This window comes from Citrobacter sp. KTE151, assembly GCF_000398845.1.
GTDB lineage: Bacteria > Pseudomonadota > Gammaproteobacteria > Enterobacterales > Enterobacteriaceae > Citrobacter > Citrobacter braakii.
Genome location: NZ_KB976064.1, coordinates 107,712 through 130,949, shown reverse-complemented (window position 1 = coordinate 130,949; position 23,238 = coordinate 107,712). Strand labels below are relative to the sequence as shown.

Annotated in this window: 22 protein-coding genes and 1 pseudogene; 7 read left to right on the top strand and 16 right to left on the bottom strand. The window is 51.7% G+C overall.

The genetic code is table 11. The features are described 5' to 3' along the window. From WC7_RS13980 to WC7_RS14010, 7 genes are read right to left on the bottom strand one after another with little or no spacing between them, the layout of a single operon-like run. A complete protein-coding gene (locus tag WC7_RS13980; RefSeq protein WP_016153094.1) occupies window positions 1–936 on the bottom strand; it encodes an ABC transporter ATP-binding protein in 936 nt (311 codons plus the stop codon). Further along, a complete protein-coding gene (locus WC7_RS13985; RefSeq protein ID WP_016153093.1) occupies window positions 929–1,915 on the bottom strand; it encodes an ABC transporter ATP-binding protein in 987 nt (328 codons plus the stop codon). The genes WC7_RS13980 and WC7_RS13985 overlap by 8 nt, the downstream gene beginning before the upstream one ends. Beyond that, the gene (gene ddpC / locus WC7_RS13990; protein WP_016153092.1) at window positions 1,912–2,808 is read right to left on the bottom strand and encodes a D,D-dipeptide ABC transporter permease; all 897 of its coding nucleotides are present in this window, start codon (window positions 2,806–2,808) and stop codon (window positions 1,912–1,914) included. Before ddpC ends, WC7_RS13985 begins: the two co-directional genes overlap by 4 nt. Further along, entirely contained in the window at window positions 2,805–3,827 is a 1,023-nt protein-coding gene (locus WC7_RS13995; protein WP_016153091.1) for an ABC transporter permease, read from the bottom strand. Before WC7_RS13995 ends, ddpC begins: the two co-directional genes overlap by 4 nt. 44 nt (window positions 3,828–3,871) lie before the next feature. Beyond that, window positions 3,872–5,434: an ABC transporter substrate-binding protein gene (locus tag WC7_RS14000; RefSeq protein WP_016153090.1), complete on the bottom strand. Its 1,563-nt coding sequence runs from the start codon at window positions 5,432–5,434 to the stop codon at window positions 3,872–3,874. Window positions 5,435–5,449: 15 nt separating this feature from the next. Then, complete coding sequence (gene ddpX, locus WC7_RS14005) at window positions 5,450–6,037, bottom strand: D-alanyl-D-alanine dipeptidase (RefSeq protein ID WP_016153089.1); 588 nt, start codon at window positions 6,035–6,037, stop codon at window positions 5,450–5,452. Window positions 6,038–6,051: 14 nt separating this feature from the next. Beyond that, on the bottom strand, window positions 6,052–6,918 hold the full coding sequence (locus tag WC7_RS14010) for a MurR/RpiR family transcriptional regulator (protein ID WP_016153088.1): 867 nt from the start codon (window positions 6,916–6,918) through the stop codon (window positions 6,052–6,054). A gap of 400 nt (window positions 6,919–7,318) precedes the next feature. On the opposite strand from WC7_RS14010, the gene hdeB reads away from it, so the two are divergent. Continuing rightward, window positions 7,319–7,648, top strand: coding sequence for an acid-activated periplasmic chaperone HdeB (gene hdeB, locus WC7_RS14015; protein ID WP_003019999.1), 330 nt, complete (start codon window positions 7,319–7,321; stop codon window positions 7,646–7,648). A 155-nt stretch (window positions 7,649–7,803) separates the two neighbouring features. After that, on the top strand, window positions 7,804–9,747 hold the full coding sequence (locus tag WC7_RS14020) for a methyl-accepting chemotaxis protein (protein WP_016153087.1): 1,944 nt from the start codon (window positions 7,804–7,806) through the stop codon (window positions 9,745–9,747). Between the two features lie 65 nt (window positions 9,748–9,812). On the opposite strand, the gene WC7_RS14025 is transcribed toward WC7_RS14020, so the two are convergent. Beyond that, window positions 9,813–11,180, bottom strand: a complete 1,368-nt coding sequence (locus WC7_RS14025) for a glycoside hydrolase family 10-like protein (RefSeq protein ID WP_016153086.1) — start codon at window positions 11,178–11,180, stop codon at window positions 9,813–9,815. 12 nt (window positions 11,181–11,192) lie between these two features. After that, window positions 11,193–11,480: a VF530 family protein gene (locus WC7_RS14030; protein WP_016153085.1), complete on the bottom strand. Its 288-nt coding sequence runs from the start codon at window positions 11,478–11,480 to the stop codon at window positions 11,193–11,195. 454 nt (window positions 11,481–11,934) lie between these two features. Here WC7_RS14030 and WC7_RS14035 point away from each other — a divergent pair, with 454 nt between their 5' ends. After that, window positions 11,935–12,651 carry a YebC/PmpR family DNA-binding transcriptional regulator gene (locus WC7_RS14035; protein WP_016153084.1) on the top strand — a complete coding sequence of 239 codons (717 nt, stop codon included), beginning with the start codon at window positions 11,935–11,937 and terminating at the stop codon, window positions 12,649–12,651. Window positions 12,652–12,831: 180 nt separating this feature from the next. On the opposite strand, the pseudogene WC7_RS27330 reads toward WC7_RS14035, so the two are convergent. Continuing rightward, a pseudogene (locus WC7_RS27330) lies at window positions 12,832–12,963 on the bottom strand (alpha/beta hydrolase); the annotation flags it as partial. Window positions 12,964–13,420: 457 nt separating this feature from the next. On the opposite strand from WC7_RS27330, the gene tam reads away from it, so the two are divergent. Then, window positions 13,421–14,179: a trans-aconitate 2-methyltransferase gene (gene tam / locus WC7_RS14040; RefSeq protein WP_016153083.1), complete on the top strand. Its 759-nt coding sequence runs from the start codon at window positions 13,421–13,423 to the stop codon at window positions 14,177–14,179. 131 nt (window positions 14,180–14,310) lie between these two features. Beyond that, on the top strand, window positions 14,311–14,688 hold the full coding sequence (locus WC7_RS14045) for a GFA family protein (RefSeq protein ID WP_016153082.1): 378 nt from the start codon (window positions 14,311–14,313) through the stop codon (window positions 14,686–14,688). On the opposite strand, the gene WC7_RS14050 is transcribed toward WC7_RS14045, so the two are convergent. The 6 genes from WC7_RS14050 to sad form a co-directional block, all read right to left on the bottom strand. Next, complete coding sequence (locus WC7_RS14050; protein WP_016153081.1) at window positions 14,685–15,599, bottom strand: bestrophin family protein; 915 nt, start codon at window positions 15,597–15,599, stop codon at window positions 14,685–14,687. The genes WC7_RS14045 and WC7_RS14050 overlap by 4 nt on opposite strands. Window positions 15,600–15,807: 208 nt before the next feature. Next, window positions 15,808–17,259, bottom strand: a complete 1,452-nt coding sequence (locus WC7_RS14055) for a tagaturonate reductase (protein ID WP_016153080.1) — start codon at window positions 17,257–17,259, stop codon at window positions 15,808–15,810. 106 nt (window positions 17,260–17,365) lie between these two features. Continuing rightward, the gene (locus WC7_RS14060) at window positions 17,366–17,893 is read right to left on the bottom strand and encodes a GNAT family N-acetyltransferase (RefSeq protein ID WP_016153079.1); all 528 of its coding nucleotides are present in this window, start codon (window positions 17,891–17,893) and stop codon (window positions 17,366–17,368) included. Window positions 17,894–17,974: 81 nt separating this feature from the next. Further along, window positions 17,975–18,334, bottom strand: coding sequence for a DUF4186 domain-containing protein (locus tag WC7_RS14065; RefSeq protein ID WP_016153078.1), 360 nt, complete (start codon window positions 18,332–18,334; stop codon window positions 17,975–17,977). Beyond that, window positions 18,334–19,260 (bottom strand): glutaminase B, encoded by a 927-nt coding sequence (gene glsB, locus WC7_RS14070; protein ID WP_016153077.1) that lies wholly within the window; start codon window positions 19,258–19,260, stop codon window positions 18,334–18,336. The genes WC7_RS14065 and glsB overlap by 1 nt, the downstream gene beginning before the upstream one ends. 176 nt (window positions 19,261–19,436) lie before the next feature. Next, window positions 19,437–20,825, bottom strand: coding sequence for a succinate-semialdehyde dehydrogenase (sad, locus tag WC7_RS14075; protein WP_016153076.1), 1,389 nt, complete (start codon window positions 20,823–20,825; stop codon window positions 19,437–19,439). Between the two features lie 102 nt (window positions 20,826–20,927). On the opposite strand from sad, the gene WC7_RS14080 reads away from it, so the two are divergent. Together WC7_RS14080 and WC7_RS14085 are read left to right on the top strand one after the other, a co-directional pair. After that, a complete protein-coding gene (locus WC7_RS14080) occupies window positions 20,928–21,803 on the top strand; it encodes a putrescine utilization regulator PtrR (RefSeq protein ID WP_016153075.1) in 876 nt (291 codons plus the stop codon). 221 nt (window positions 21,804–22,024) lie between these two features. After that, on the top strand, window positions 22,025–23,221 hold the full coding sequence (locus WC7_RS14085) for a sugar transporter (protein WP_016153074.1): 1,197 nt from the start codon (window positions 22,025–22,027) through the stop codon (window positions 23,219–23,221). Window positions 23,222–23,238: the final 17 nt, after the last annotated feature.

Below are 23,238 nucleotides of genomic sequence, written 5' to 3'. Positions count from 1 at the left end.
TCATGCAACCGCCCGCCAGCAGCGAACTTCACCTCCGCTATCACTTTTCAGCAATGCCTGTTTCTTCTCACAGCCGCTGGTTGCCAGTGGGCACCTGTCACGGAAAAAACAACCCTGGGGCAGCGTTCGATTCCCCGGTAGTTCGGTTTTCCGTAACACCAAATCCTCCGCCAGCGGTGCTCCCGTTTTAGGGACCGAATCCAGCAATAATCGCGTGTAGGGATGGGCGGGCTGCGTGAGTACCTGCTGCGCATCGCCCAGCTCAACAATTTGCCCGAGGTACATCACCGCCACGCGGTCGCTCATATGGCGGACCACCGACACGTTGTGCGAGATCAGCACGTAGGTCAGGTTTCTGCGCGCCTGCAATGACACCAGCAGATTGAGAATTTGCGCCTGCACGGAGATATCCAGCGCCGAAGTAGGTTCATCGAGCACAATCACGTCCGGCTCTGATGACAACGCCCGGGCGATGGCAATACGCTGGCGCTGTCCACCGGAAAACGCATGCGGCAGGCGGTCGAGATATTCAGGACGAATTCCCACTTGTCGCGCCAAATCTTCAGCAAGCATTCGGCGCTCACGTTCTGCAGGACGTTTTTGGATCCACACCGGTTCGGTGATAATCCGCCATACCGGTAAGCGCGGATCCAGCGATGAAAGGGGATCCTGAAAGACCATTTGCATACCGGTATGCTGCTTGTCACCACGGCGCGTATAGTTGCCCTGACTGGGTTTCAGCATCCCCATCAGCAGTTGCGCCAGCGTACTTTTTCCACAACCGGACTCACCAACAATCCCCAGCGTTTCCCCCTGACGGATCTCTAAATCCAGACCATTGAGCGCATGCACCCGTTCCGTTACCTTGCCGAGCCAGTTTTTACGCGCAGGGAAGTTGACATGAACATTCTGCAGCGCCAGTAAAAAATCAGACATGTGTTGTCTCCAGTTGCGGATACCAGCAGGCAGATTGTTGATCCCCGCCTCCCTGACTGCGTAACGCAGGTGTTTCTTCACAACGGGGGCCAGCGGCAAAGCAGCGCTCGCGAAACGCGCATCCCGTCGGTAAGCAGGTTAAGTTCGGCACGGTGCCGGGAATGGCAGGCAGCAATGCGCGCGGCTCGCCGTGTTCCGGCGCGCATTTCAGCAGACCAATGGAATAGGGATGCGTCGGGCGTTGAATAACGGTTTGCGTTGGGCCACTCTCAATCACGCTTCCGGCATACATGACGTACAACCGGTCGCATAACTGTGAAACCACTGCCATATCATGGCTGATAAATAACACGGCTGTCCCGCTGGCTCGCGCTTTTAACTTCAGCAAACGCAGCACCTGCAGTTGCACCGTGACGTCCAGAGCGGTGGTCGGTTCATCGGCAATAATAAGCTCCGGTTCACACGAAAAGGCCAGCGCTATCATTACGCGCTGGCGCATCCCGCCGGAAAGCTCAAACGGGAAACGCTTCATGACTTCCGCCGCGTCCGGGATTTGCATCTCCTGGAGTAAAGCGATGGCTTTCTGACGGGCATCCGTGCGGCTTAACGCCTGATGATGGCGGATAACCTCCACCATTTGCTGACCGATGCGTCGGGTCGGATTCAGCGCCGTCATGGGTTCCTGAAAGATCATCGCTACGCGTGCGCCGCGCCATTGGCGCATTTGCTTCTCGCTGGCATTGAGCACATCTTCACCCAGCAGCGAAACGCGCCCCTGGTGGATATGATAACTGCCTTCCGGCAGCAGACGCATGGTGAGCATGGCCGTCACGGACTTACCGGAACCGGACTCGCCAACCACGCCAACGATTTCTCCGCGATTAATATGCAGCGATACATGCTTAAGCGCATGCACGTCAGCTTTATAGCCGGGAAAACTCAAATGCAAATCTTCGATTTCCAGCACGGGTTGTGTCATGACTGTTTTCCTCCGGCTTTCGGGTCAAGCAGATCGCGAATACCATCGCCAAAGAGATTAAAGCCCACGGCGGTAATCAGAATGGCGGCGCCGGGGAAAGCGCAATACCACCACTGGTCAAGCACATAATTACGGCCTATTGCGACCATCGCTCCCCATTCAGCGCTGGGTTGCTGTGCGCCCAGACCGATAAATCCGAGCGTGGCGGCCATCAGGATCGCACTGCCGATATCCAGCGACGCTTGCACAATTAGCGGGGGCAGAGAGTTACGTAAAATGTGCCAGCTAATCAGATGCCAGCGTGATGCGCCGTAGGTCCGCGCCGCCTGCACATAGGTAAACTGGCGCACTACTAACGTTTGACCGCGTGCGAGGCGCACATAAAACGGAATACGTACGATAGCAATCGCCAGCATGGCGTTAAACAGGCTTGGACCCAACGCGGCGGCCAGCGCCATCGTCAGCACCAGCGAGGGAATGGACAGCATAATGTCCATTATTCGCATAATAATTGCATCGGCGCGTCCGCCCATGACGCCAGACAAACAGCCCAGCAGCGAACCTAATCCCCCGGCGATACCCACCACGACCAGCCCCGCAACGACCGATTGTTGGCTACCCACCAGAACGCGGCTGAACAGATCGCGGCCGACTTCATCGGTACCAAACCAGTGAGCGGCTGACGGGGGCAGCAGGCGTGCACTCAAATTGATGGCATTAGGGTCGTGAGGGGTTATCCACGGCGACAGCACCATCAGCAGCAGTATCATCACAATGATGACCCCGCCAACCAGCGTCAACGGGCTGCTTTTCATCATCCAGAACAGTTTAGCCCAGTCTGTGCGACGGCGTGTTGTCTGAGGCGCGGCTGGCGTTTCTTGTGTGAGCATCATTGTGCGTCTCCGCGTCCAATTCGTGGATCGATCCACAAGTAGAGTAAATCCACCACCAGGTTAACCAGCACATAGGCGAAAGAGACCACCACGGCAAATCCCATTACCGCCGGGAAGTCGAGCGCCTGAATCGACGTCACCACCCAGGCACCCATTCCCGGCCAGGCGAAGACCGTTTCAGTCAGCACCGCACCGTAGAGCAGATCGCCCAATGCCAGGCCGAGAACGGTTATCGAGGGGATAAGCGCATTTGGCAACGCGTAACACAGCACGATGTACCAGCCCGGCAACCCGCTGGCGCGAGCGGTGCGAATGTAATCTTCACTCAGTTGCTCCAGCATGGCGGAGCGAATCTGGCGGGCAACGATCCCCAGGTGCACAAAGGCCAGCGTCAGTGATGGCAGGATCAGGTGCTGAAGCGCATTGAAAAAGACTTCGCCATTGCCTTCCAGCAGTGCATCAATCAGATAGAACCCGGTGACGTGAGTTGGCGGATCCAGCCAGTCGTCTAAACGTCCACCGCCGGGTAAAATTTGCAGATGACCATAAAACAGCACGATAACCCCCAGCCCCAGCCAGAATGCTGGCGTGGAGATACCGGTGATCGCCATCAGGCGAACGAGGTGATCAAGCCAGCGGTTGCGCCAGACCGCAGATAAAATGCCCAAAGGAATACCGATAACCAGCGCCAGCAACAAGGAGCAGAAAGCCAGCTCAAGGGTGGCCGGGAAGAAGATGCGCAGCTCATCCAGCACCGGACGTCCGGTGCGAATAGAAGTGCCTAAATCACCGTGAAAAATGTCGCTGACATAGCGAAAAAATTGGACATACAGCGGCTGGTTCAGCCCCAACTGTTGGCGGATATTTTCGACAATTTCATCGCTGGCGCGATCGCCCGCCAATAGCCGCGCGGGGTCGCCAGGTATCAGGTGCGAAATAATAAAAGTGATTACGCAAACACCGATAACCACCAGAATAAGTCCCCAGCATCGCTGGCGTAAAATGCTCCAGAACGTCATTAGCTTCCCCTTGCGGAGCCAGAGCGGCTCCGCATTAACGTGGCTTATTTACTCATGGTGGAGATATTGAAGACCTGTTCCAGCATGGGGTTGAATACAAATCCTTTGACGTCTTTGTTCATCGCCAACTGATAGTTTTTCTGGAATAAATAGACGTAGGCGGCTTCATCAATCACGATAGTTTGCGCCTGCTGGTAGTCATTGGTTCTGGCAACCTGATCGGTCGTGGCAAGCGCGCTACGCAGCAGCTTATCGACCTCACCGTTTTCATAGAACGAACGGTTACCCGGCAAGCCTTTCTTATCTGACTCAAACCAGTAGTTCATAAACATGTACGGATCGGCGAAATCTGGGCTCCAGTTGCCAATGGCAATGTCGTAATCTCCTTTGCCCACGCGGTCACGCATGGTGGCGTTAGCCAGTTTTTCCAGCTTCACCTTAATGCCCAGTTTGCCAAGGCTTGCTTGGGTCGCGAGCGCGATAGGTTCCCAGTTGGGGTCATTATCCGAGTACAGGAAGCTCAGGCTGTCAGGTTTGGTGGCAACTTTCTCCCACGCCGCTTTCGCTTTGGCTTCATCGAAACTGTACTGCATGGCCTTGTCGTCAAAACCCCACATGCCTTCAGGGATCGGACCCCGCATTTGCTTACCGTTGCCGCTCAGGATCCCGTTTACCATGCCTTTATAATCGGTGGCCCACGAGATGGCGCGGCGTAAATCCACCTGATTGAGCGGCGCTTTACTGTTATTCAGATACAGATAGGTCACGCGCAACGAGGGATAATCCGCCACGTTAACTTTGCCTTCCTGTTTTAAGGCGGCAAGCTGGTCAACCGGAAGCGCATCGGCAATGTCGATATCACCCCGCGACAATTGCAGACGGCGAGAGGCGCTTTCACCGATGATTTTTACCGAAACCCGCTTAAACGCCGGTTTTGCACCGGCATAATATGGGTTAGGAACCAGTACCAACTGCTGTCCCTTTTGCCAGCTTTTGAGCATAAAGGGACCGGAGCCTGCCGTGTTCTGCGCCAGGAATCCGCGGGCATCGTCTGCGGCATGCTCTTTTAAGACGGCCGGGTTAATAATTGAGGCCCCGTCATTGGCCAGCGTATACAGGAACGGCGCAAATGGCTGGCTGAGGGTAAACTTCACCGTATTGTTATCGATAGCCTCAACCTTCAGATCTTTCGGGAACGCTTCTGCAGGCCCCTGGCCGATTTTGAGCAGGCGTTCAAAAGATTGCTTTACCGCATCAGCCGTCACCGGCGTTCCGTCGGCGAATTTGGCATCGTTTTTCAGGATAAACGTCCACTCTTTCTGGTCGTCAGAGGCCTTCCAGCCGCTGGCCAAATCGCCTTCAACTTCCGTGGAGCCTTTACCGCCATCTGTTTTGTACTGAACCAGCCGCTGATAAGAGGGATAGGTGACCGTCCAGTCGTTGTTATCGATGGTCACGGCGGGATCGAGCGTCTGCGGATCGGCAGCTTTGCCGATCACCAGCATATCTTTGGGAACGGCGGCCTGCGCAGCGGGCAGGGCAAACGCCAGCGCAACGGCTATCAGAGCGGGGCGAAAAAACGCGTTTAACGCAGGTGTAGTCTTCATAACCAGGCTCCAGAATTAAAGGGAATGTTGTGTTGTTATGTGTGTGACAGTGTAACAATTTATCTGATCGTCAAGCAGCGGATAGCGGGCGGCATCAGGTAATTCAAAATGCCACCACTCGCTGGTGATACCGACAAAACCACCGCCGAACATAATGGCATTGAGCAGCAGGCGGTTGCGCTGCGCAGCCGGAGGAACAGAAGGGTGCCAGGCATGGGAACGGTCGTGCATCTCATCAAAGCCCGCGCCCATATCGAGAAGATTGCCACGATCGTCCATTAGCGTAACGTCAATGGCCGTCCCGCGGCTGTGATTAGATCCTATCGCCACATCAACAACATACTGAGGATCTGGACACGCATTCCACAGCACCGCCTGCGCCTGCTGCGGGCGATACGCGTCGTATACCACAAGTTTCAGGCCCGCCAGTTGCGCAATACTGATGCTTTTCGCCAGCGCAGTGACCGCCTCGGTGTGCAACAGGCAACGAGCTTCCCGGTAGATAGGGGCGCCGGTAATGTTGTCTGCCGTAGCGTATTTAAGATCGATATGTAGCGACGGGAATATCACCGACAGATCGACCAGTTCTGGGGTTTCTGACATAGCACGTTTCCTGTTTATTGTTCGAATTGACCAAATTGTTGTTGTAACTGGCGATTGGTTTGCAGGCGTTCTGCGAGGGAGTCACCCAGTTGTGCCACCACCGCAGAGAGTAATAAGTTGAACAGACAGCTCACCGGAGCCAGTGAGTCCCAGAAATGTCCGGTGTCAGTTTTCACCTGAAGTAAGTCAATGGAATAGTCTCTGGCCCACGGGCACCACACATCGGTGATTAGCGCCAGCGGAATGCAGCGTTCTGTGGCAACGCGGCAATATTGTCGCGAGATAGCGGAATAGGCGCGCATATCGGTGATCACCACGTAAGGCTGGGTGAATCCTGAATTCAGCGACTCGACCCAACTGCCGGAAAGCCCTTCGGAGTAGCTGACTTTAGGCCGCAGGTATTCCAGGTGACTGAAAAAGGCGTTAGCGATCCCGCGGGTGGACTGGATCCCAAGGATATACACGGCTTCCGCATGCGCCAGCCGCTGCGCTATGCGTAAAAACGTTTCGCCTTGCGCGAGTTGATAGACATAGGTAATGGCGTCGATTTCCAGTAACAGCGACTGCTGCGCGCGATCTGGCAGGCTTTGTTGCTGGTGCCAGGAGTCCAGCCGCTCGTTCATCCCCCAGGGTTGATAGGCGACGATGGGTAGCTCCCGCAGGCTGGCTTTTGCATCTTCCAGATTGCGAAAACCCAGTTTACGCAGATAGCGTCCAACGGTAATGCCGCTGGTTCCGGTCGCTTTAGCAATACCATCCGCGGTTTCAAAAGGGATCTGCACAGCATGGGCTAACAGCCACCCGGCCACGCGCTTTTCGCTGGGCGTCAGTTGGCTAAAGGTCTGCTCTATGCGGGTAAATAACTCCGGTTTCGCTGTCATTACCTTCTCGCTGTTAATTGTTTGTCAGAGTACGGCTCACTGTTAGCAAATTAACAATGCAGGACGCGTGCCATGTTGGTAACAGCGGCACGCTGACCATGTTTGTTAAAAATCAGCCCATATCCGTTAACTAATGATCAACATTTGTGCAGCGTAGTTCAGTTTTGGTGCAGCGACAGGGGAAGAGGGGTATGAATCTGCTGATTTCGTCGGAACGATCACATTGTGGCCACGTTTTACGCCCAGACATCAGAATCAGTAATGTGAAATATAAATTTCAGCCATATCAATGGTGGCAATCTTTATTCTTATGACGTTAGGGGTATTATTTTTTGCGAACTACATTAACGGTTTGAAGCGCAAGTGTAGATATTATTTATATTATAAATGGAGTACTACAATGAATAAATTCTCCCTTTCTACAGCAGGTATTCTGGTCGCAGCGCTGTTAACCAGTGTCAGCGTCAATGCAGCAACTGATAACGCTAAAACTGAAGTGACTCCAAAAGGCATGAATTGCCAGGAGTTTATTGATTTGAACCCGCAAACTATGGCCCCAGTGGCTTTCTGGGTGCTCAATGAAGACGAAGATTTCAAGGGTGGCGATTACGTAGACTATAACGAAACCGTGACTACAGCAGTTCCTCTGACCGTTGAACTTTGTAAAAAACATCCGCAGAGCGAATTAAGTAAAATAAAAGACGAAATCAAAAAAGAATTATCCAAATAAGATTAAGTCATTATTAAAACCCAGCCAAAGTGCTGGGTTTTGCTATTTGTGACAATGTCACGTATTTATTTTTTGATACTTAAGAAAACTTTATAAAGATATAAACGCCTGTGCCGATACTGGATAAAAGTTAGCCTTTTGCAGAAGGAGTTTGTATGGCCTGGTATCCTACTCGTATTTCAACGCGTTTAACCATCGGCGGCATTCTGCTGCTTGCAGTCACGACCCTTGTTATTGTGGTGATTATGCTCTGGCGTGGCCAACCGCGCGTCGTTGAAATCAACACCGCCCTGATCGAAGAAACAGGGCAAGGTTTAACCCGTCAGTTGAGTACCGTATTGTCCCGAATTGAAGGTGAGACCGTTAGCTTGTCACGACTGGCTGAGGTGCTGCCAAATGATGAATCTCTTTATCAAAGCGTCGTTCCGCATCTGATTGGTGAAGATAAAGATTCGATTATTACCGGTGGCGGCATCTGGCCAGAACCCGACGCTTTCACCGCAGGTGTGGAGAAAAGAAGCTTTTTCTGGGCGCGTAATGCTGAAGGTAAACTGGTGTATTCCAACGACTATAACGTCGAAGGGTCAAGCGGATACCACAATGAAAACTGGTATCAGCATGCTAAAGGACATTCACAAAACAGTTGCTTATGGTCTGATGTCTACCAGGACGCCAGTTCAGGCGTCAACATGGTGACGTGCAGCGTACCTTATCAACTGGCGGGCAAGTTTGCCGGTGTCGCCACCACCGATATTCGCCTGGATAACGTCGCCACTTTCATGCAGCAGCAGGGAAACAGTACCGGTGGTTACGCGTTTGTGGTGGACAAGCAGGGACAAATCCTCTATTTCCCGCAGGCCGATCTGGCGAAATATAAAACCATTAACGATCTGGCGCAAAGCGCGCAATGGCTTATCCCGGTGGAAAACGGTCTGAAATCTCTGCGCCCAGCGGACGGGGTGAAAACGATTACGCTTGCAAATGATAACGTCCTGAATTCGGCTTCACGGGTGATGCTGTTCCCGATGGCGGATACCGGTTGGGTTGTTGGTCTTGCAACGCCTGAATCGCGTATCGTCGGCCTTGCCAAAGTGATGATGCAGGACGTGCTGGAAGTGTTGATCCCGATCATGACCCTGTTGCTGGTGGGATCCTGGCTGGTGGTTCGCCGACTGATTTCGCGTCTTGATGATACCCGTCAGGCTCTCGATGACATTGCGCAGGGAGAAGGCGATCTTACCCGTCGCCTGGATGTGCGTGGCAAAGATGAGATTTCCGCTATCGCCGAAGCGTTTAACCTGTTCGTCGATAAAATCTCAGCCATTCTGATCACTGTCAGAAGCAGTAGCGTAGTGGTGGCGAATAACGCTGTCAGCCTGGCAGACAGTAATATGGAACTTTCATCTCGCGTGACGCAACAGGCCGCTGCGCTGGAAGAGAGTTCGGCGGCAATGGAACAGTTAAATGCGACCGTTCATCAAAATGCCAGTAATACACAACTGGCGGATGAACTCTCCGATAGCACCGCGCAAACAGCCAACCGCTGCGGCGATGTTATGCAGGGTGTTATCTCTACAATGGATAACGTCAGTGCCTCATCCGGCAGAATGGTGGAAATTGTCGCGGTTATCGACAGCATTGCGTTCCAGACCAATATTCTCGCCCTGAATGCCGCGGTTGAAGCCGCCAGAGCAGGTGATGCCGGGAGAGGGTTTGCCGTTGTGGCCTCCGAAGTGCGCACGCTGGCTCAGCGCAGTGCCACTGCCGCGCAGGAAATAAAAGCATTGATTGATGAATCCGTTTCTCATGTAGGTAGCGGAAGTCAGCAAATTCACAATGCGGGCGAACGTCTGGGAGAACTGGTCAGTAATGTACGTCAGGTACGTCAGTTAATGGGGGAAATACGCGTTGCGGGTGAAGAACAACGCAAGGGCGTTTCCGAAGTTACGCTGGCCGTTACCGAAATGGACAGCACCGTTCAGCAAAACGCCTCGTTAATAGATGATGCCGCCGCGCGAACGCAGGCGCTGAAAGAGGAGGCGGAACAGCTGGCGATGCTGGTCTCATCATTCAGATTGCCTGAGCCTTCAGTTGCCTGATGGATCGGTTAAGAGCGTCCGTATAACCGGACGCTCTTGCGTTATAAATCCAATACGGACAACCATTAACGCCCCCAACGACTGCGAATATAGGTCACGGCTTCCTGCGTTTGCGGCTGATTAAGGTAATCTTCGCGAAACAAAATTGTGCCGTTAATGTGCGGTTCAGATTCGTTCAGATCGAGCTGTTTTTTCAGCTCCGGCACACCGCCTTTGACCGTCCAGTCAGGTTCTTTTCGCGACGGCTCACCGACTTTGTACAACGCCACCCCAATATACAGGCGGGTGTTGGTTGATTTGACGACATCTGCCCACCATTTCGCCAACACATCGTAACGCGCCGCATCGCGGGCAAAAGGCCAGTACAGCTGCGGGGCGATGTAGTCCAGCAAGCCTTGTTGCACCCAGCGGCGGGTGTCCGCATACGATTCATCATAGGCTGCCGCGCCGCGCGTGTCGGAGCCCGCCGGATCGTGCGAACGGTTGCGCCACACGCCCGCAGGGCTGACGCCAAATTCAACTTCAGGTTTGAGTTTCTTGATGGTTCGTGAAACCTGAGCGATCAGGCGTTGCGTGTTATCGCGCCGCCAGTCAGCTTTGGAGACAAATCCCTGGCCGTATCTTCTGAAGGTCTGGCTGTCGTTGAGCGCAGAGCCGGGAGACTCGGTATAGAAGTAATCATCGAATTGCACGCCGTCAACCGGGTAATTCTCAACCACTTCAGCCACGATGCTGGTTATCCAGTCACGCACTTCGGGAATACCGGGATCTAACACAAAACGCTCGCCCGAGGTACGGATCCAGTCCCGATGCAGGACATAAACGCTGGAAGGCGTCTGTGACAGCGTGTTGTTTAATTCGGTAACCGTTGCCGGTTTAGTGTTCACGGACACGCGGTAGGGGTTAAACCAGGCATGGACTTTCATTCCGCGTTTATGCGCTTCATCGAGCATAAACCGTAACGGATCGTAACCCGGATCCTGACCAATCTTACCGGTCAGGGTATCTGACCATGGCAAGATTGTAGAATGCCACAACGCAGTGGCATCGGGCTTCACCTGGAAAAAAACGGTGTTAATACCAAGACGTTTCAGGTTATCCAGCTTGTCCGTCAGCGCCTTTTGCTGCTGGCTGATACGAACGGCAGGCGAGCTGATGTTGACGGATGAAATCGGCGGCCAGTCAAGACGCGAAACCGTTGCCAGCCAGATACCGCGCACCGGCTCCTTGCTCTGCTGTGGTTTGCCCACCGGGGGCAGTGGGGTGATTTTTGAACCGGGCGGCTGTGAAGAACAACTGCCAAGTAGCAACATACTGCCTACGAGCAGCGCGAACCATGTCATGTTGGTTCGCGGCAGCCTGGCTCGGGAACGGGCGAGAATATTCGCCAGTTTTTTCTGATAATTTGCTGAAATAAAACCGGATGCTGACATCAGATTTTGCTCTTAATTCTTCTTGTTGCGGCTGTTAGCCCAGGGATCGAACGCCGGTTCGGTGGTGTTATTTGAGGCCAGATCATGCAGTGAATCCAGGTACAGCGCTTCAACTTCTGCCCGCGCCCAGGGCGTGCGGCGCAGAAACTTCAGACTGGATTTAACGCTCGGCTCATTTTTAAAGCAGTTGATATTAATGCGTTGCGCCAGCTCAGCCCAACCATAACGATCAACCAGTGCATTAACCTGCATTTCAAGCGTTACGCCATGTAAAGGGTCTTTAGAAATATGAGCATTCATATGAAGTCCAGTTCAGTGGTTCCAGATTTTGTCAGTAGTGCAACGGGAAGAAGGTTACAAGAAAGCGGGGCGACCAGCAATGGCATCTGTTCCTCGGGCTTTCATGATTAAGAAGTAAACACCAGCCAGACATTGCTGAAGAAAAGATCTGGATTAGATGCGTTCATTAATCTTAAGTAGGTATTTATACCTGGATTGTTACTTCAGTTTCTCTTTATTTATGTATTATTGCTGTCATTCGACTATTAAAATTAAAAAAACAAAAGATCTAAAAAAACGAAAATAACATATCCATAATGTTAACCATTGATAAAATTAAAGTAACATTTAGTAAAACATGGATATTTTGTTTTTCATGGACGAGAGTTTACATATCATGATATAATATTGCGGAAAAATTTGCAGGCTATTAATCTGCATGTAATGTAAATGAATTTCTGAGGAGACTATTCCAGTGGGACGTAAATGGGCAAATATTGTTGCTAAAAAAACTGCTAAAGACGGTGCAACGTCTAATATATATGCAAAATTCGGTGTAGAAATCTATGCTGCTGCCAAACAAGGTGAACCAGACCCAGAATCAAACTCAGCTTTAAAATTCGTTATTGAACGTGCGAAACAAGCACAGGTTCCTAAACACGTTATTGATAAAGCAATTGATAAAGCCAAAGGCGGCAGCGATGAAACGTTCGTGCAAGGGCGTTACGAAGGCTTTGGTCCAAGTGGTTCACTGATTATCGCTGAAACATTGACGTCAAATGTTAACCGTACGATTGCTAATGTCCGCTCAATTTTCAATAAAAAAGGCGGGAATATCGGAGCGGCAGGTGCTGTCAGCTATATGTTTGACAATACCGGGGTGATTGTATTTGCAGGAACAGATCCTGACCATATTTTTGAAATTTTGCTTAATGCTGATGTAGATGTTCGCGATGTAACCGAAGAAGAGGGAAACATCGTTATTTATACTGAATCTACAGACCTTCATAAAGGAATTGCAGCCCTGAAAGCCGCTGGGATTACTGAATTCTCAACAACAGAATTAGAAATGATTGCTCAATCAGAAGTTGAACTTTCACCAGAAGATTTAGAAATCTTTGCAGGACTCGTTGATGCCCTTGAAGATGACGATGATGTTCAAAAAGTCTATCACAACGTTGCAAACCTCTAATTATAAATAAAGGAATCTGTTATTGCGGCAGATCTTTAACTTATAAAGTTGTTACAAAAATATCTAGCCCGATACATTGATTATAAAAAAAGAAAAAATTTACGGTAGAAAATCAAAATGACTGTCTGCTTTTGCTCAAGGCAGACAGTCATGTCCAGCAGTTTTCAGTCAGGATTAGCAGGGGGAGCTTTTTCCAGGAATGAAAAATACCGCTTCCTGGCTTCCTGACTCGAAGGCGACAACAGCTCTGACCTTATCGTTTTTCATCACTGTGTACCAACCGGAACCGCTAAACTGAGAATGGCTAAAGAGGAATCTGCATTCGGGGTCATCTGACGAAAACTTTTTACCGTAGCAGATAAGGGAAGGGTAAGGATTTGATGGAACGGCGTCAGCTAAGGGGTATGAACTAAGCATTCATCAAATACCAAATTGCATTTAACATAATATACATTATGCGCACTGATGTTGAGTAAGGTAGAATCTGAAGCTTTATGGTAATCCTTGTGCTGCTCGATAATGATGACCAAACCTCTTTTCAAATGCCGTTACCAGCGCTAACCAATTTCGTTCTGTGCCATATCACTCACTGAACATCAAAACTGATAACTGTAGTTCACGCTGGCAAACCACAGACATGCCAATCTGTCTTCCTGGCATATTTCTGCCCTTATTCTTCATTTTCATATAATCTTCTAAATGAAATGGCTCACCGGCAAGGACTTATGCGGTCCTTTCTGCCTTTTTCTCTCATACTGGAGATTCATTCATGGCTGACTGGAACCCTTCGCTTTATCTGCAATATGAAACTGAACGTTCAAGACCCGCAGCGGAATTACTCAACAGAGTGGCGTTAGAGAGTGTTCGTTCAGTTGTTGATCTTGGCTGTGGTCCGGGAAACAGCACGGCATTACTGCATCAGCGCTGGCCTTCGGCTGTAATAACCGGGGTTGATTCCTCACCCGCCATGCTGAATGAAGCGCGCAACGCATTACCGCAATGCCATTTTATTGAAGCGGATATCAGTCAGTTCCAGCCCGAGCATCCTGTGGATCTGCTTTACGCAAATGCGTCTTTACAATGGGTACCCGATCACTATGAACTATTGCCGAACCTGGTATCGTTGCTGGGTCGCAATGGCGTTCTGGCCGTGCAAATGCCGGATAACTGGCTGGAACCCACGCATGTTCTGATGCGCGAAGTGGCTTATGAACAGGGTTTCCCGGACCGGGGCCGTGCGCCACTTCCTGGCGTACATGCCTACTATGATATTTTGACCGAAACTGGCTGTGAGGTGGATATCTGGCGCACCACGTATTATCACATTATGGATTCTCATCAAGCAATTATCGACTGGGTAAGTTCTACAGGCCTGCGCCCCTGGTTGCAGGATTTGAGAGAAAGCGAGCAATGTCAGTATCTGGCGCGCTACCACGAACTACTTCAGGAGCAATATCCACTGCAGGAAAATGGCAAAATTTTACTGGCATTTCCCCGATTGTTTATTGTTGCGCAACGCAATAATTAAGCATTTATCATCAGATAGATCACAGGAATAGAGGATCGCCTATGAGCGCCCTCGCCTTTTTAACATAAGGATCTAGTGACAATGCGAGGCATCTGCTAGTGTCTTGCCACGTGTTTCCGACGGGAGTTGTTATGTCTAAAGTCTACATTGGTGGGTGTCTTTGTGGTTCGATCCGCTTCACGGCCAGCAGTCCTAATAATTCCCATACCTGTTCCTGCGATATATGCCGGAAACATACGGGCGCACCGACCGTCGTCTGGATTGAGTTTGATGCAGAAAATGTAGAATGGACGGGAAAAGCCGGAAAACCGACAACCTGGCGCTCGTCAGAAACGAGTTGTCGAGCCTTTTGCCCACAGTGCGGCAGTTCCGTGGGCGCTATTGATGACGCCCCGGTAATTGCACTTTTAGCCGGGGCTTTTGATGATCCTAACGATGAAGACCTGGCGCCAGAGTTTCATTCGTTTTCCGATATGCAGCCAGCCTGGTGGCAAAACGAACGTAACTAAGTTAGTTGGTAATGCTTATCAGGCATGTGTTTTGCTGGCACATTTGTTTCATCGTTCATCTGCAGCAAATCGATTTCGATCGCATTGCAAATCGCATCCAGCGGCAGGTCATTGTTCTCTGTCCCAAACGGATCTTCAAGCTCTTCTGCAAGCGTGTCGAGCGAGATAAATGTATAGGAAATAAGCACAGAGATAAACGGTGTCATGTAGTGCAGATCCACCACTAACGCGAATGGCAGCATGATACAAAACAGGTATACCGTGCGATGAAGGATCAAAGTATAAGCAAACGGGACCGGGGTATTCGCAATCCGCTCACAACCAGCCAGTACCGCAGACATATCGTTTAATCTATTGTTTAAACTATGAAATAATATGTCTGACAGTTGACCATTACGCCTGCGCACGGCCAACCACTCTCCCATCAACAACAAAATGCGGTTTGCTGGAGATTGTGAGGCAAATACCGTCTGCAGATCTTTCTCGCTGAGGTACTTCGCCAACGGCTCTGCCTGTGGCTTTCGACGTAAAGTCATGCGTAAACAGTGGGCAAACGCGATTTGCAGACGAACAAACTGCCCTAATTCGGCGTCGTCCGGTAAGGTGGTTTTTACCTCACGCAGTAGCGATCGGGAAGCAATCATCAACTGCCCCCACAGGTGTCGGGCCTCAACGTAACGTGAATAACAGGCGTTATTGCGAAAACCTAAAAAGATTGCAATCGCCACGCCGAGAATGCTGAATGGCGCCAGCGTGAATTTGATTCCCAGCATCGTATACCACGGAAGCATGATAATAACGGCGATGGAGAGCAGGAAGTTCAGCAGCAGTCGTGAAAAGATTTTAGATAATACTGACCCATGCCAAACGAATATCAGGCGTAGCCAGTGTTGTTGGGGGCGAACGATCATGGTTTTCTTCGGGAAAATGTGAAATCCATCACATTAGACGCGATCATGATCAATGTTGCAAGTTAATCGCAACATTAACTAAACAACTTTTGCTCTGCCAGAACCACAACGCACCGGGGTTACAGAACGGTGTAGTCATTAATAAACAATAGTATGTTGTAACTAAAGAATGTTCTATAAAAAACCCGGCCTGAGCCGGGTTGTCTTCTTAGCACAATGGCTTAACGGCTTCACGCATGCCTTTGGCCAGAATGGTATCCAGATCGGCTGAAACCTGCTCCACGAGTCCGGAAACCTGAGTCAGATCCTGTTCCCAGTGTTCTTTAACGCCCAGTACCGATTTGACTAACTCTTCGGTGCTTATCTGGCGGTCATGATGCTGGGACCACAGCTGTTGAAAACGTGCCACCCAGTGCGCATCATCCTGGACCGGATAAGCCTCACCGTTACGCTCTCCACGATAGAAAGCAATCAGCGCGGCAAGCGCAAACGTCAGGCGCGCCGGCAGCTTACCGCTGGCCTGTTGCCCTGCCAGCAGCTGCGGCAAAATACGGGTACGGAATTTAGTCATGCCGTTCAGGGCAATCGACAGCAACTGATGCTTGATGTACGGATTGCAGAATCGACCGGTCACCGCACTGGCGAAAGACGCCAGCTCATCGCGGGGTAAATCCAGTACCGGAATGATCTCTTCATAAATCGCTTTTTCAACGAAGGCGCAAATCTCTGCGTCATTCATCGCCTCCCCCACGGTGTCCAACCCTGCCAGCCAGGCAACGGGAACCAGTGCGGTGTGTGCGCCGTTGAGAATCGCCACTTTTCGTTCTTTGTACGGTTTGATGTCATCAACAATCAGGACATTGAGCGGATACTTATCCAGACGCAGTTCTGCAGCTAATGACTTCGGTCCCTGAATAACGAACAGATAGAAGTGTTCTGCAGTGTCGAGGAAGGCATCGTGATAGCCCAACTCAGCTTCCAGTTTTTCCACTTCGTCACGCGGATAACCGGTAACAATGCGGTCCACCAGCGTGGAGCAAAATGCGTTGGCCTGATCCAGCCACTGAATAAATGCCTCCGGCAACGCCCACTCCTGAGCATAGCGCAGGACCAGTTCACGCAGCGCATCACCATTGTAATCAATCAGTTCGCAAGGAATGATAATCCAGCCTTTATCCGACGCGCCATTAAAATGGCTGAAGCGTTCGAACAACAGTCGGGTCAGTTTAGCCGGATAACTCACCGCCGGTGCATCCTCAAACTTATCGCCCGCGTGGTAGCTGATGCCCGCTTCAGTCGTGTTGGAGAACACAAAACGCATATCTGGATTATGCGCCAGCTTCAGGAACTCATCGTATTCGCTATAGACGCTGATTTCGCGGTTAACCGAACGGATCAAACGGGCATCGCTTACGGCCTCGCCCTTCTCATTCAAACCACGAATGATGGTGGTATAGAGACCATCCTGCGTACTCAGAGATGGCGGGAAGGTACTTTCGATAGGACGAACAATGACTACACCAGCGTTCAGATCGGTATGTTCGTTCAGCAAATCGACTTGCCAGTCAACAAAGGCGCGCAGGAAGTTTCCTTCACCAAACTGAATAATGCGTTCAGGATACTGAGCACCGGGGAAATCGCGACGATTTAGTGTTTGCACAATGGGTTCCCTTTTTAATTAGTCATACAACCTGATTGAATTGGTCCAATAGGTTAGCAAACTTTAATACATTGAAACCCTGTTTTGATCAATCCCCGGCGACAAATTAGAGAGTTTTGTAGAAAAGTGTGGTCCCGGTCAGCTTCCCGTCAGGCATTTTTGCATAGTCCGGTATCACCCCTACTTTTTGCCATCCACAATTGTGGTAGAACAACTCAGCGTCACTCCCCGTCGCTGTATCAAGCACCAGCAGCGTTTTCCCTTGCTGACGCGCGCAGTTTTCGAGTTCGTTCATCAACGTCCGGGCAACACCACCGCGCCGCGCTGAGGGGTGAACCAGCAGCTTGGCGACATCAGCACGATGAGGTTGGTTTTCGGGTTGATCGATAATTAGCTGGACGGTACCGACAAGCACCCCCTGTGCGTTCTGTGTACCCAGAACAATCCTTTCTCCACGGTCAACGCTTTGCGCGACACTTATCCAGAAAGGCCGTGATTTATCACCACTAAAAGGGAGCATAAAGCTGACAGAGGCGCCATCATTGACGCATGTTTCAAGGATGTCGCTGAATTCATCGATTCTCGACAGAATCTGGGCCGCGCTCAGCACAAAGCAGGGTTTACAGGAAGCCATTTTTTTCTCCTTAGAATGACCCCTTCATACTGCTTTTAACAATTGCACAACACAAGGAGTCATATCATAGGATTATGTTATCTATGGCTTGTTCATCTGGATCACTAGCCAGTGATAGATAACCGTGACAACGTAACGCTGCTGTTCATCGTTTAACGCCACACCCTGAGGGATATCATGCCATTTCGCCAGACATCCCCGACAACAGGTCGCCGTGGCATGTTGAGCGATAAATACCGGATGCCCGCGCATAGGTGTCTGCTTACCGTCATTGGCAGGAAACGCGGGCGCCAGCCGTTTGGCAATAAAATCCGTGGCGTGTTGTTCGATAACCGGCGCGCCTTTATCCAGACAATACTGCCTTTCTTTCTGGCCAAGGCGAAACCGCGAGCGAAACGTTGATTTCGCCAGCCGGGCAAAAAGAGGATCGAGCGTGTTCATCAGTAAACCGAGCGCCCCAGTTGTTGCGTTAATTGCTCCAGCACGGCGATACCCGCCAGCGAATTTCCCGCCGCATCCAGTTCCGGACTCCAGACGGCAATCGCCATCTCGTGAGGCACGATAGCCACGATACCGCCCCCCACACCAGATTTCGCCGGTAAGCCCACTCGCCAGGCAAATTCCCCTGCGTTCTGATACATGCCACTGGTCGCCATCAGCGCGTTGATCTGCCGGGCCTGCATAGGCGTCACCACGGGCTCTGCAAGATGAAAAGCATGTCCCTGATTCGCCAGAAAGACGAACGTGCGGGCCAGCTCCACACAGCTCATTTTCAGTGCGCAGTAGTGAAAGTAATTTTGCAAAACGGTGGTCACGTCATGGTGAAAATTGCCAAAGGACTTCATTAGCCAGGCAATAGCCGCGTTACGCGCCGAGTGCTCAAACTCAGAACGCGCCACCGTCGCATCATAGGCGATATCCGAAACGCCGCTTAGCGCCCGTACCACTTCCAACATCCGTTGACGCGGTGCGCTCAGACGTCCTTGCAGCATATCGCAAACCACCAGCGCCCCGGCGTTGATAAAGGGATTGCGTGGGATCCCTTGCTCCATTTCCAACTGCACCAGTGAGTTGAAAGGATGACCGGAAGGATCCTTGCCGACACGTTGCCAGATCTCATCTTCCTGATAGTGACGCATCGCCACGACCAGACTGAGCACCTTTGAAATTGACTGAATAGAAAAGCGCTCTTGCGCATCCCCCGCCTGATAGTGCTGTCCATCGACGGTGCAAATAGCAATACCCAGTTTTGAACCGTCGACAGAAGCTAAGGCAGGAATGTAATCAGCGACTTTACCCTGACCAATCAGCGGACGAACCTGCTGCACAATGGTCTCTAAAATTGAATTGTCCATGGCCCTGGCCACAACATGCTCCTTGCTCGCAGGTATGAAAGGCCTGCGAGTATAACAGAGCTGAATACGCAGCGTCAGGCCGGAAGGCGGAATCTGGCCACGGTCTGCATGAGCGGGTGAGATTCATGCCGTAGACAGAAACATTGCAGAATTTAAGGCCGGTGCCCCCGTCGGAGGCACCCACACCATCAGAGGCGGTTTTTCCAGACGGTCTGTACATTACAAAACTCATGCAGACCAAAGTGTGAAAGCTCGCGGCCAAAACCACTTTTCTTCACGCCGCCAAATGCAACGCGGGCATCGCTGGCGCTGTAACCATTGATAAATACCCCCCCACACTCCAGGCGTGACGCCATCTTCTGCGCCAGAGCTTCATCCGCAGTGAACACCGTGGCTGATAAGCCGAAATCACTGTCATTAGCCAGCGCTAAGGCATGTTCCGCATTCTTTGCAACGGTAATCGCTGCAACCGGGCCAAACAGTTCCTGACGAAAAGCCGTCATCTCCGGGGTGACATCCCCCAATACCGTCACGGCATAGTAATTGCCCTGACCCGCGATTTTTTCCCCGCCGAGAAGTAGCCTCGCGCCTTCGGCAAGGGAGGCTTCGACCTGCTGATGCAGCTCATCGCGCAGATCAAATCTTGCCATCGGACCCAGATCGTTTTCTTCGTTCAGCGGGTCGCCCATTTTGAGCGCGCTCGCGGCCGCCACAAAACGAGCCGTAAATTCTGCCGCAATTCCTTCTTCGATAATAAAGCGCTTTGCTGCCGCACAAACCTGCCCGGTATTCTGATAACGACCGGCGACCGCCGCCTTAACGGCCAGATCGAGGTCAGCATCATTAAGGACAATAAACGGATCGGAACCCCCCAGTTCAAGCACGCATTTTTTCAGCGCCGCCCCCGCCTGAGCACCAATCGCCGCACCAGCTCGAACGCTGCCCGTCACCGTTACCGCAGCGATACGCGGATCATTGATCATCTGACTTACCCCGGCGTTATCGGCATTCACCCAACCGTAAACACCCGCGGGGACGCCCGCATCAGCAAAAACCTGCGCGATAATCGCAGCACAGCCGGTTACGTTTGGCGCATGCTTTAACAGATAGCCATTTCCGGCCAGCAGAATTGGAATGGCGCCGCGAAGTACCTGCCAGAGCGGGAAGTTCCACGGCATGATCGCCAAAATAGTTCCAACGGGGCGATACTCAATCACCGCCTGGTTGTTCTCCACCAGCGTAGGTTCCGGGTTGAGCATCGCCGGTCCATGTTCAGCGTACCAGTCACACAATGCGGCTGATTTGGCAACTTCACCACGCGCCTGCTTGATGGGTTTCCCCATTTCACGTGAGATACACTGCGCCATCTCTTCCGCGCGATGACGCAGAGCCTGCCCGATATGACGCAGCGTTTGCGCACGGTGCTCAACGGCAGTGTGTTTCCATTCGCGGTAGCCATTCGCGGCAAGGCTCAGCGCATGTGCAATCTCCTCAGTACTGGCCCACGGCATTGCCGCCAACCCTTCACCGTTGGTAGGGTTAACGGAAATCGCATGTGTTGCTGCTGTGATAGTCATAAGTGCCTCTCTTTATCGCAGGGTATGGTCATATCATGCGCATATTTACTCTTTCTGAAAAATGAATAATATTAACCACACCATTCACGAACAGAGAACATTATGGATCTGACGCAACTGGAAATGTTCAACGCCGTCGCGGAGACAGGCAGTATTACGCAGGCCGCCGCGAAGGTGCATCGCGTGCCATCCAATCTCACCACCCGTATTCGCCAGCTTGAAGCCGACCTTGGCGTCGATCTGTTTATTCGTGAAAATCAGCGTTTGCGGCTTTCCCCGTCCGGGCACAATTTTTTACGCTACAGCCAGCGGATCCTCGCCCTGGTTGACGAGGCGAGAATGGTCGTCGCCGGCGATGAACCGCAGGGGTTGTTCTCTCTTGGCTCGCTCGAGAGTACTGCCGCTGTGCGGATCCCTGCCACGCTGGCTGAATACAATCAGCGTTACCCCAAAATTCAGTTTGCGCTGGCGACAGGTCCTTCAGGCACGATGCTGGACGGCGTGCTCGACGGGACGCTGAACGCCGCCTTTGTCGACGGCCCAATTACTCATCCAGGTCTTGAAGGAATGCCGGTCTACCGTGAAGAGATGATGATAGTCACTCCGCACGGTCATCCCCCTATCCAGCGGGCCAGCGACGTTAACGGTTGCAGCATTTACGCCTTTCGCGCCAACTGTTCCTATCGTCGCCATTTTGAAAGCTGGTTTCATGCCGATCGCGCAATGCCTGGCACCATTCATGAAATGGAGTCGTATCACGGCATGCTGGCTTGCGTCATTGCCGGTGCGGGTATCGCGCTGATCCCGCGTTCGATGCTGGAGAGCATGCCAGGACACCATCAGGTCCACGCCTGGCCGCTAAGCGAAAACTGGCGCTGGCTGAATACGTGGCTGGTCTGGCGCAGAGGCGCAATGACAAGGCAACTGGAAGCGTTTATTGAGGTATTGAACCCTCAGTTGTCGAAAAGCACGGAATAATTCGCGATTCTCAAACAACGCCATAAATAGCGTTCCGGGTGAATTCACACGCCCGGAATTTCATTAATAATGAAACAGTTAAAATTACGCGGAATGTTCGGCAGTCAATTTTGCCACCCAGTCAATGAAATGAGATCTGCATCACGAAATGATTGTATTTTAGCCAGCAAAAGTTTTAAGATCGTGGCCTTACCTTTTCGCAGCTAATCCACCTAATTGATATGACAACAGACACTGTTTCCCGCAAGGTCGCGTGGCTTCGGGTAGTTACGCTTGCCATTGCCGGTTTTATTTTCAATACCACCGAGTTTGTCCCTGTCGGTTTGTTATCCGACATCGCACAAAGTTTTAATATGCAGACCGCTCAGGTCGGGATCATGCTGACGATCTACGCCTGGGTTGTCGCCCTGATGTCGCTGCCTTTCATGCTGCTTACCAGCCAGGTAGAACGCCGCAAACTTCTGATCTGCCTGTTTGTCGTTTTTATCGCCAGCCACGTTCTCTCTTTCCTGGCATGGAATTTTACCGTGCTGGTGATCAGCCGTATTGGTATTGCTTTTGCCCACGCGATTTTCTGGTCGATCACCGCATCGCTGGCGATTCGCCTGGCTCCTGCCGGGAAACGCGCGCAGGCTCTCAGCCTGATTGCGACCGGTACCGCGCTGGCGATGGTGTTAGGCCTGCCTATCGGGCGCATCGTTGGCCAGTATTTTGGCTGGCGTACTACCTTCTTCGCCATCGGTATGGGGGCGTTAGTCACCCTACTTTGCTTGATTAAGCTCCTGCCAAAATTACCCAGTGAGCATTCCGGTTCATTAAAAAGCCTGCCGGTTTTATTCCGCCGTCCGGCATTGATGAGCCTGTATCTGCTGACGGTGATTGTGGTCACCGCGCATTACACGGCCTACAGCTATATCGAACCGTTTGTACAGACCGTCGCCGGGCTGAGCGCAAACTTTGCCACCGTGCTGCTGCTGGTTCTGGGTGGCGCGGGGATTGTCGGTAGCGTCATTTTTGGCAAGCTGGGTAACCAACATGCTTCCGTATTGATTAGTAGCGCCATTGCCCTGTTGACGGTGTGCCTGGTGCTGTTACTGCCCGCAGCGGACAGCGAAATGCATCTGGCCATCCTGAGTATATTCTGGGGCATCGCCATTATGTTGATAGGCCTGGGTATGCAGGTGAAAGTGCTGGCGCTGGCCCCGGATGCCACCGACGTCGCAATGGCCCTTTTCTCTGGTATCTTTAATATCGGGATAGGCGCTGGCGCGCTGGTGGGAAATCAGGTGAGTCTGCACTGGTCAATGTCTACGATTGGTTACGTAGGTGCAGTGCCTGCGGTTGTGGCGTTCATATGGTCGGTGATTATCTTCCGTAAATGGCCAGTATCACTGGAAGAGCAGCCTCAGCATTCATAAAAGCGTGCCCGGTAGAC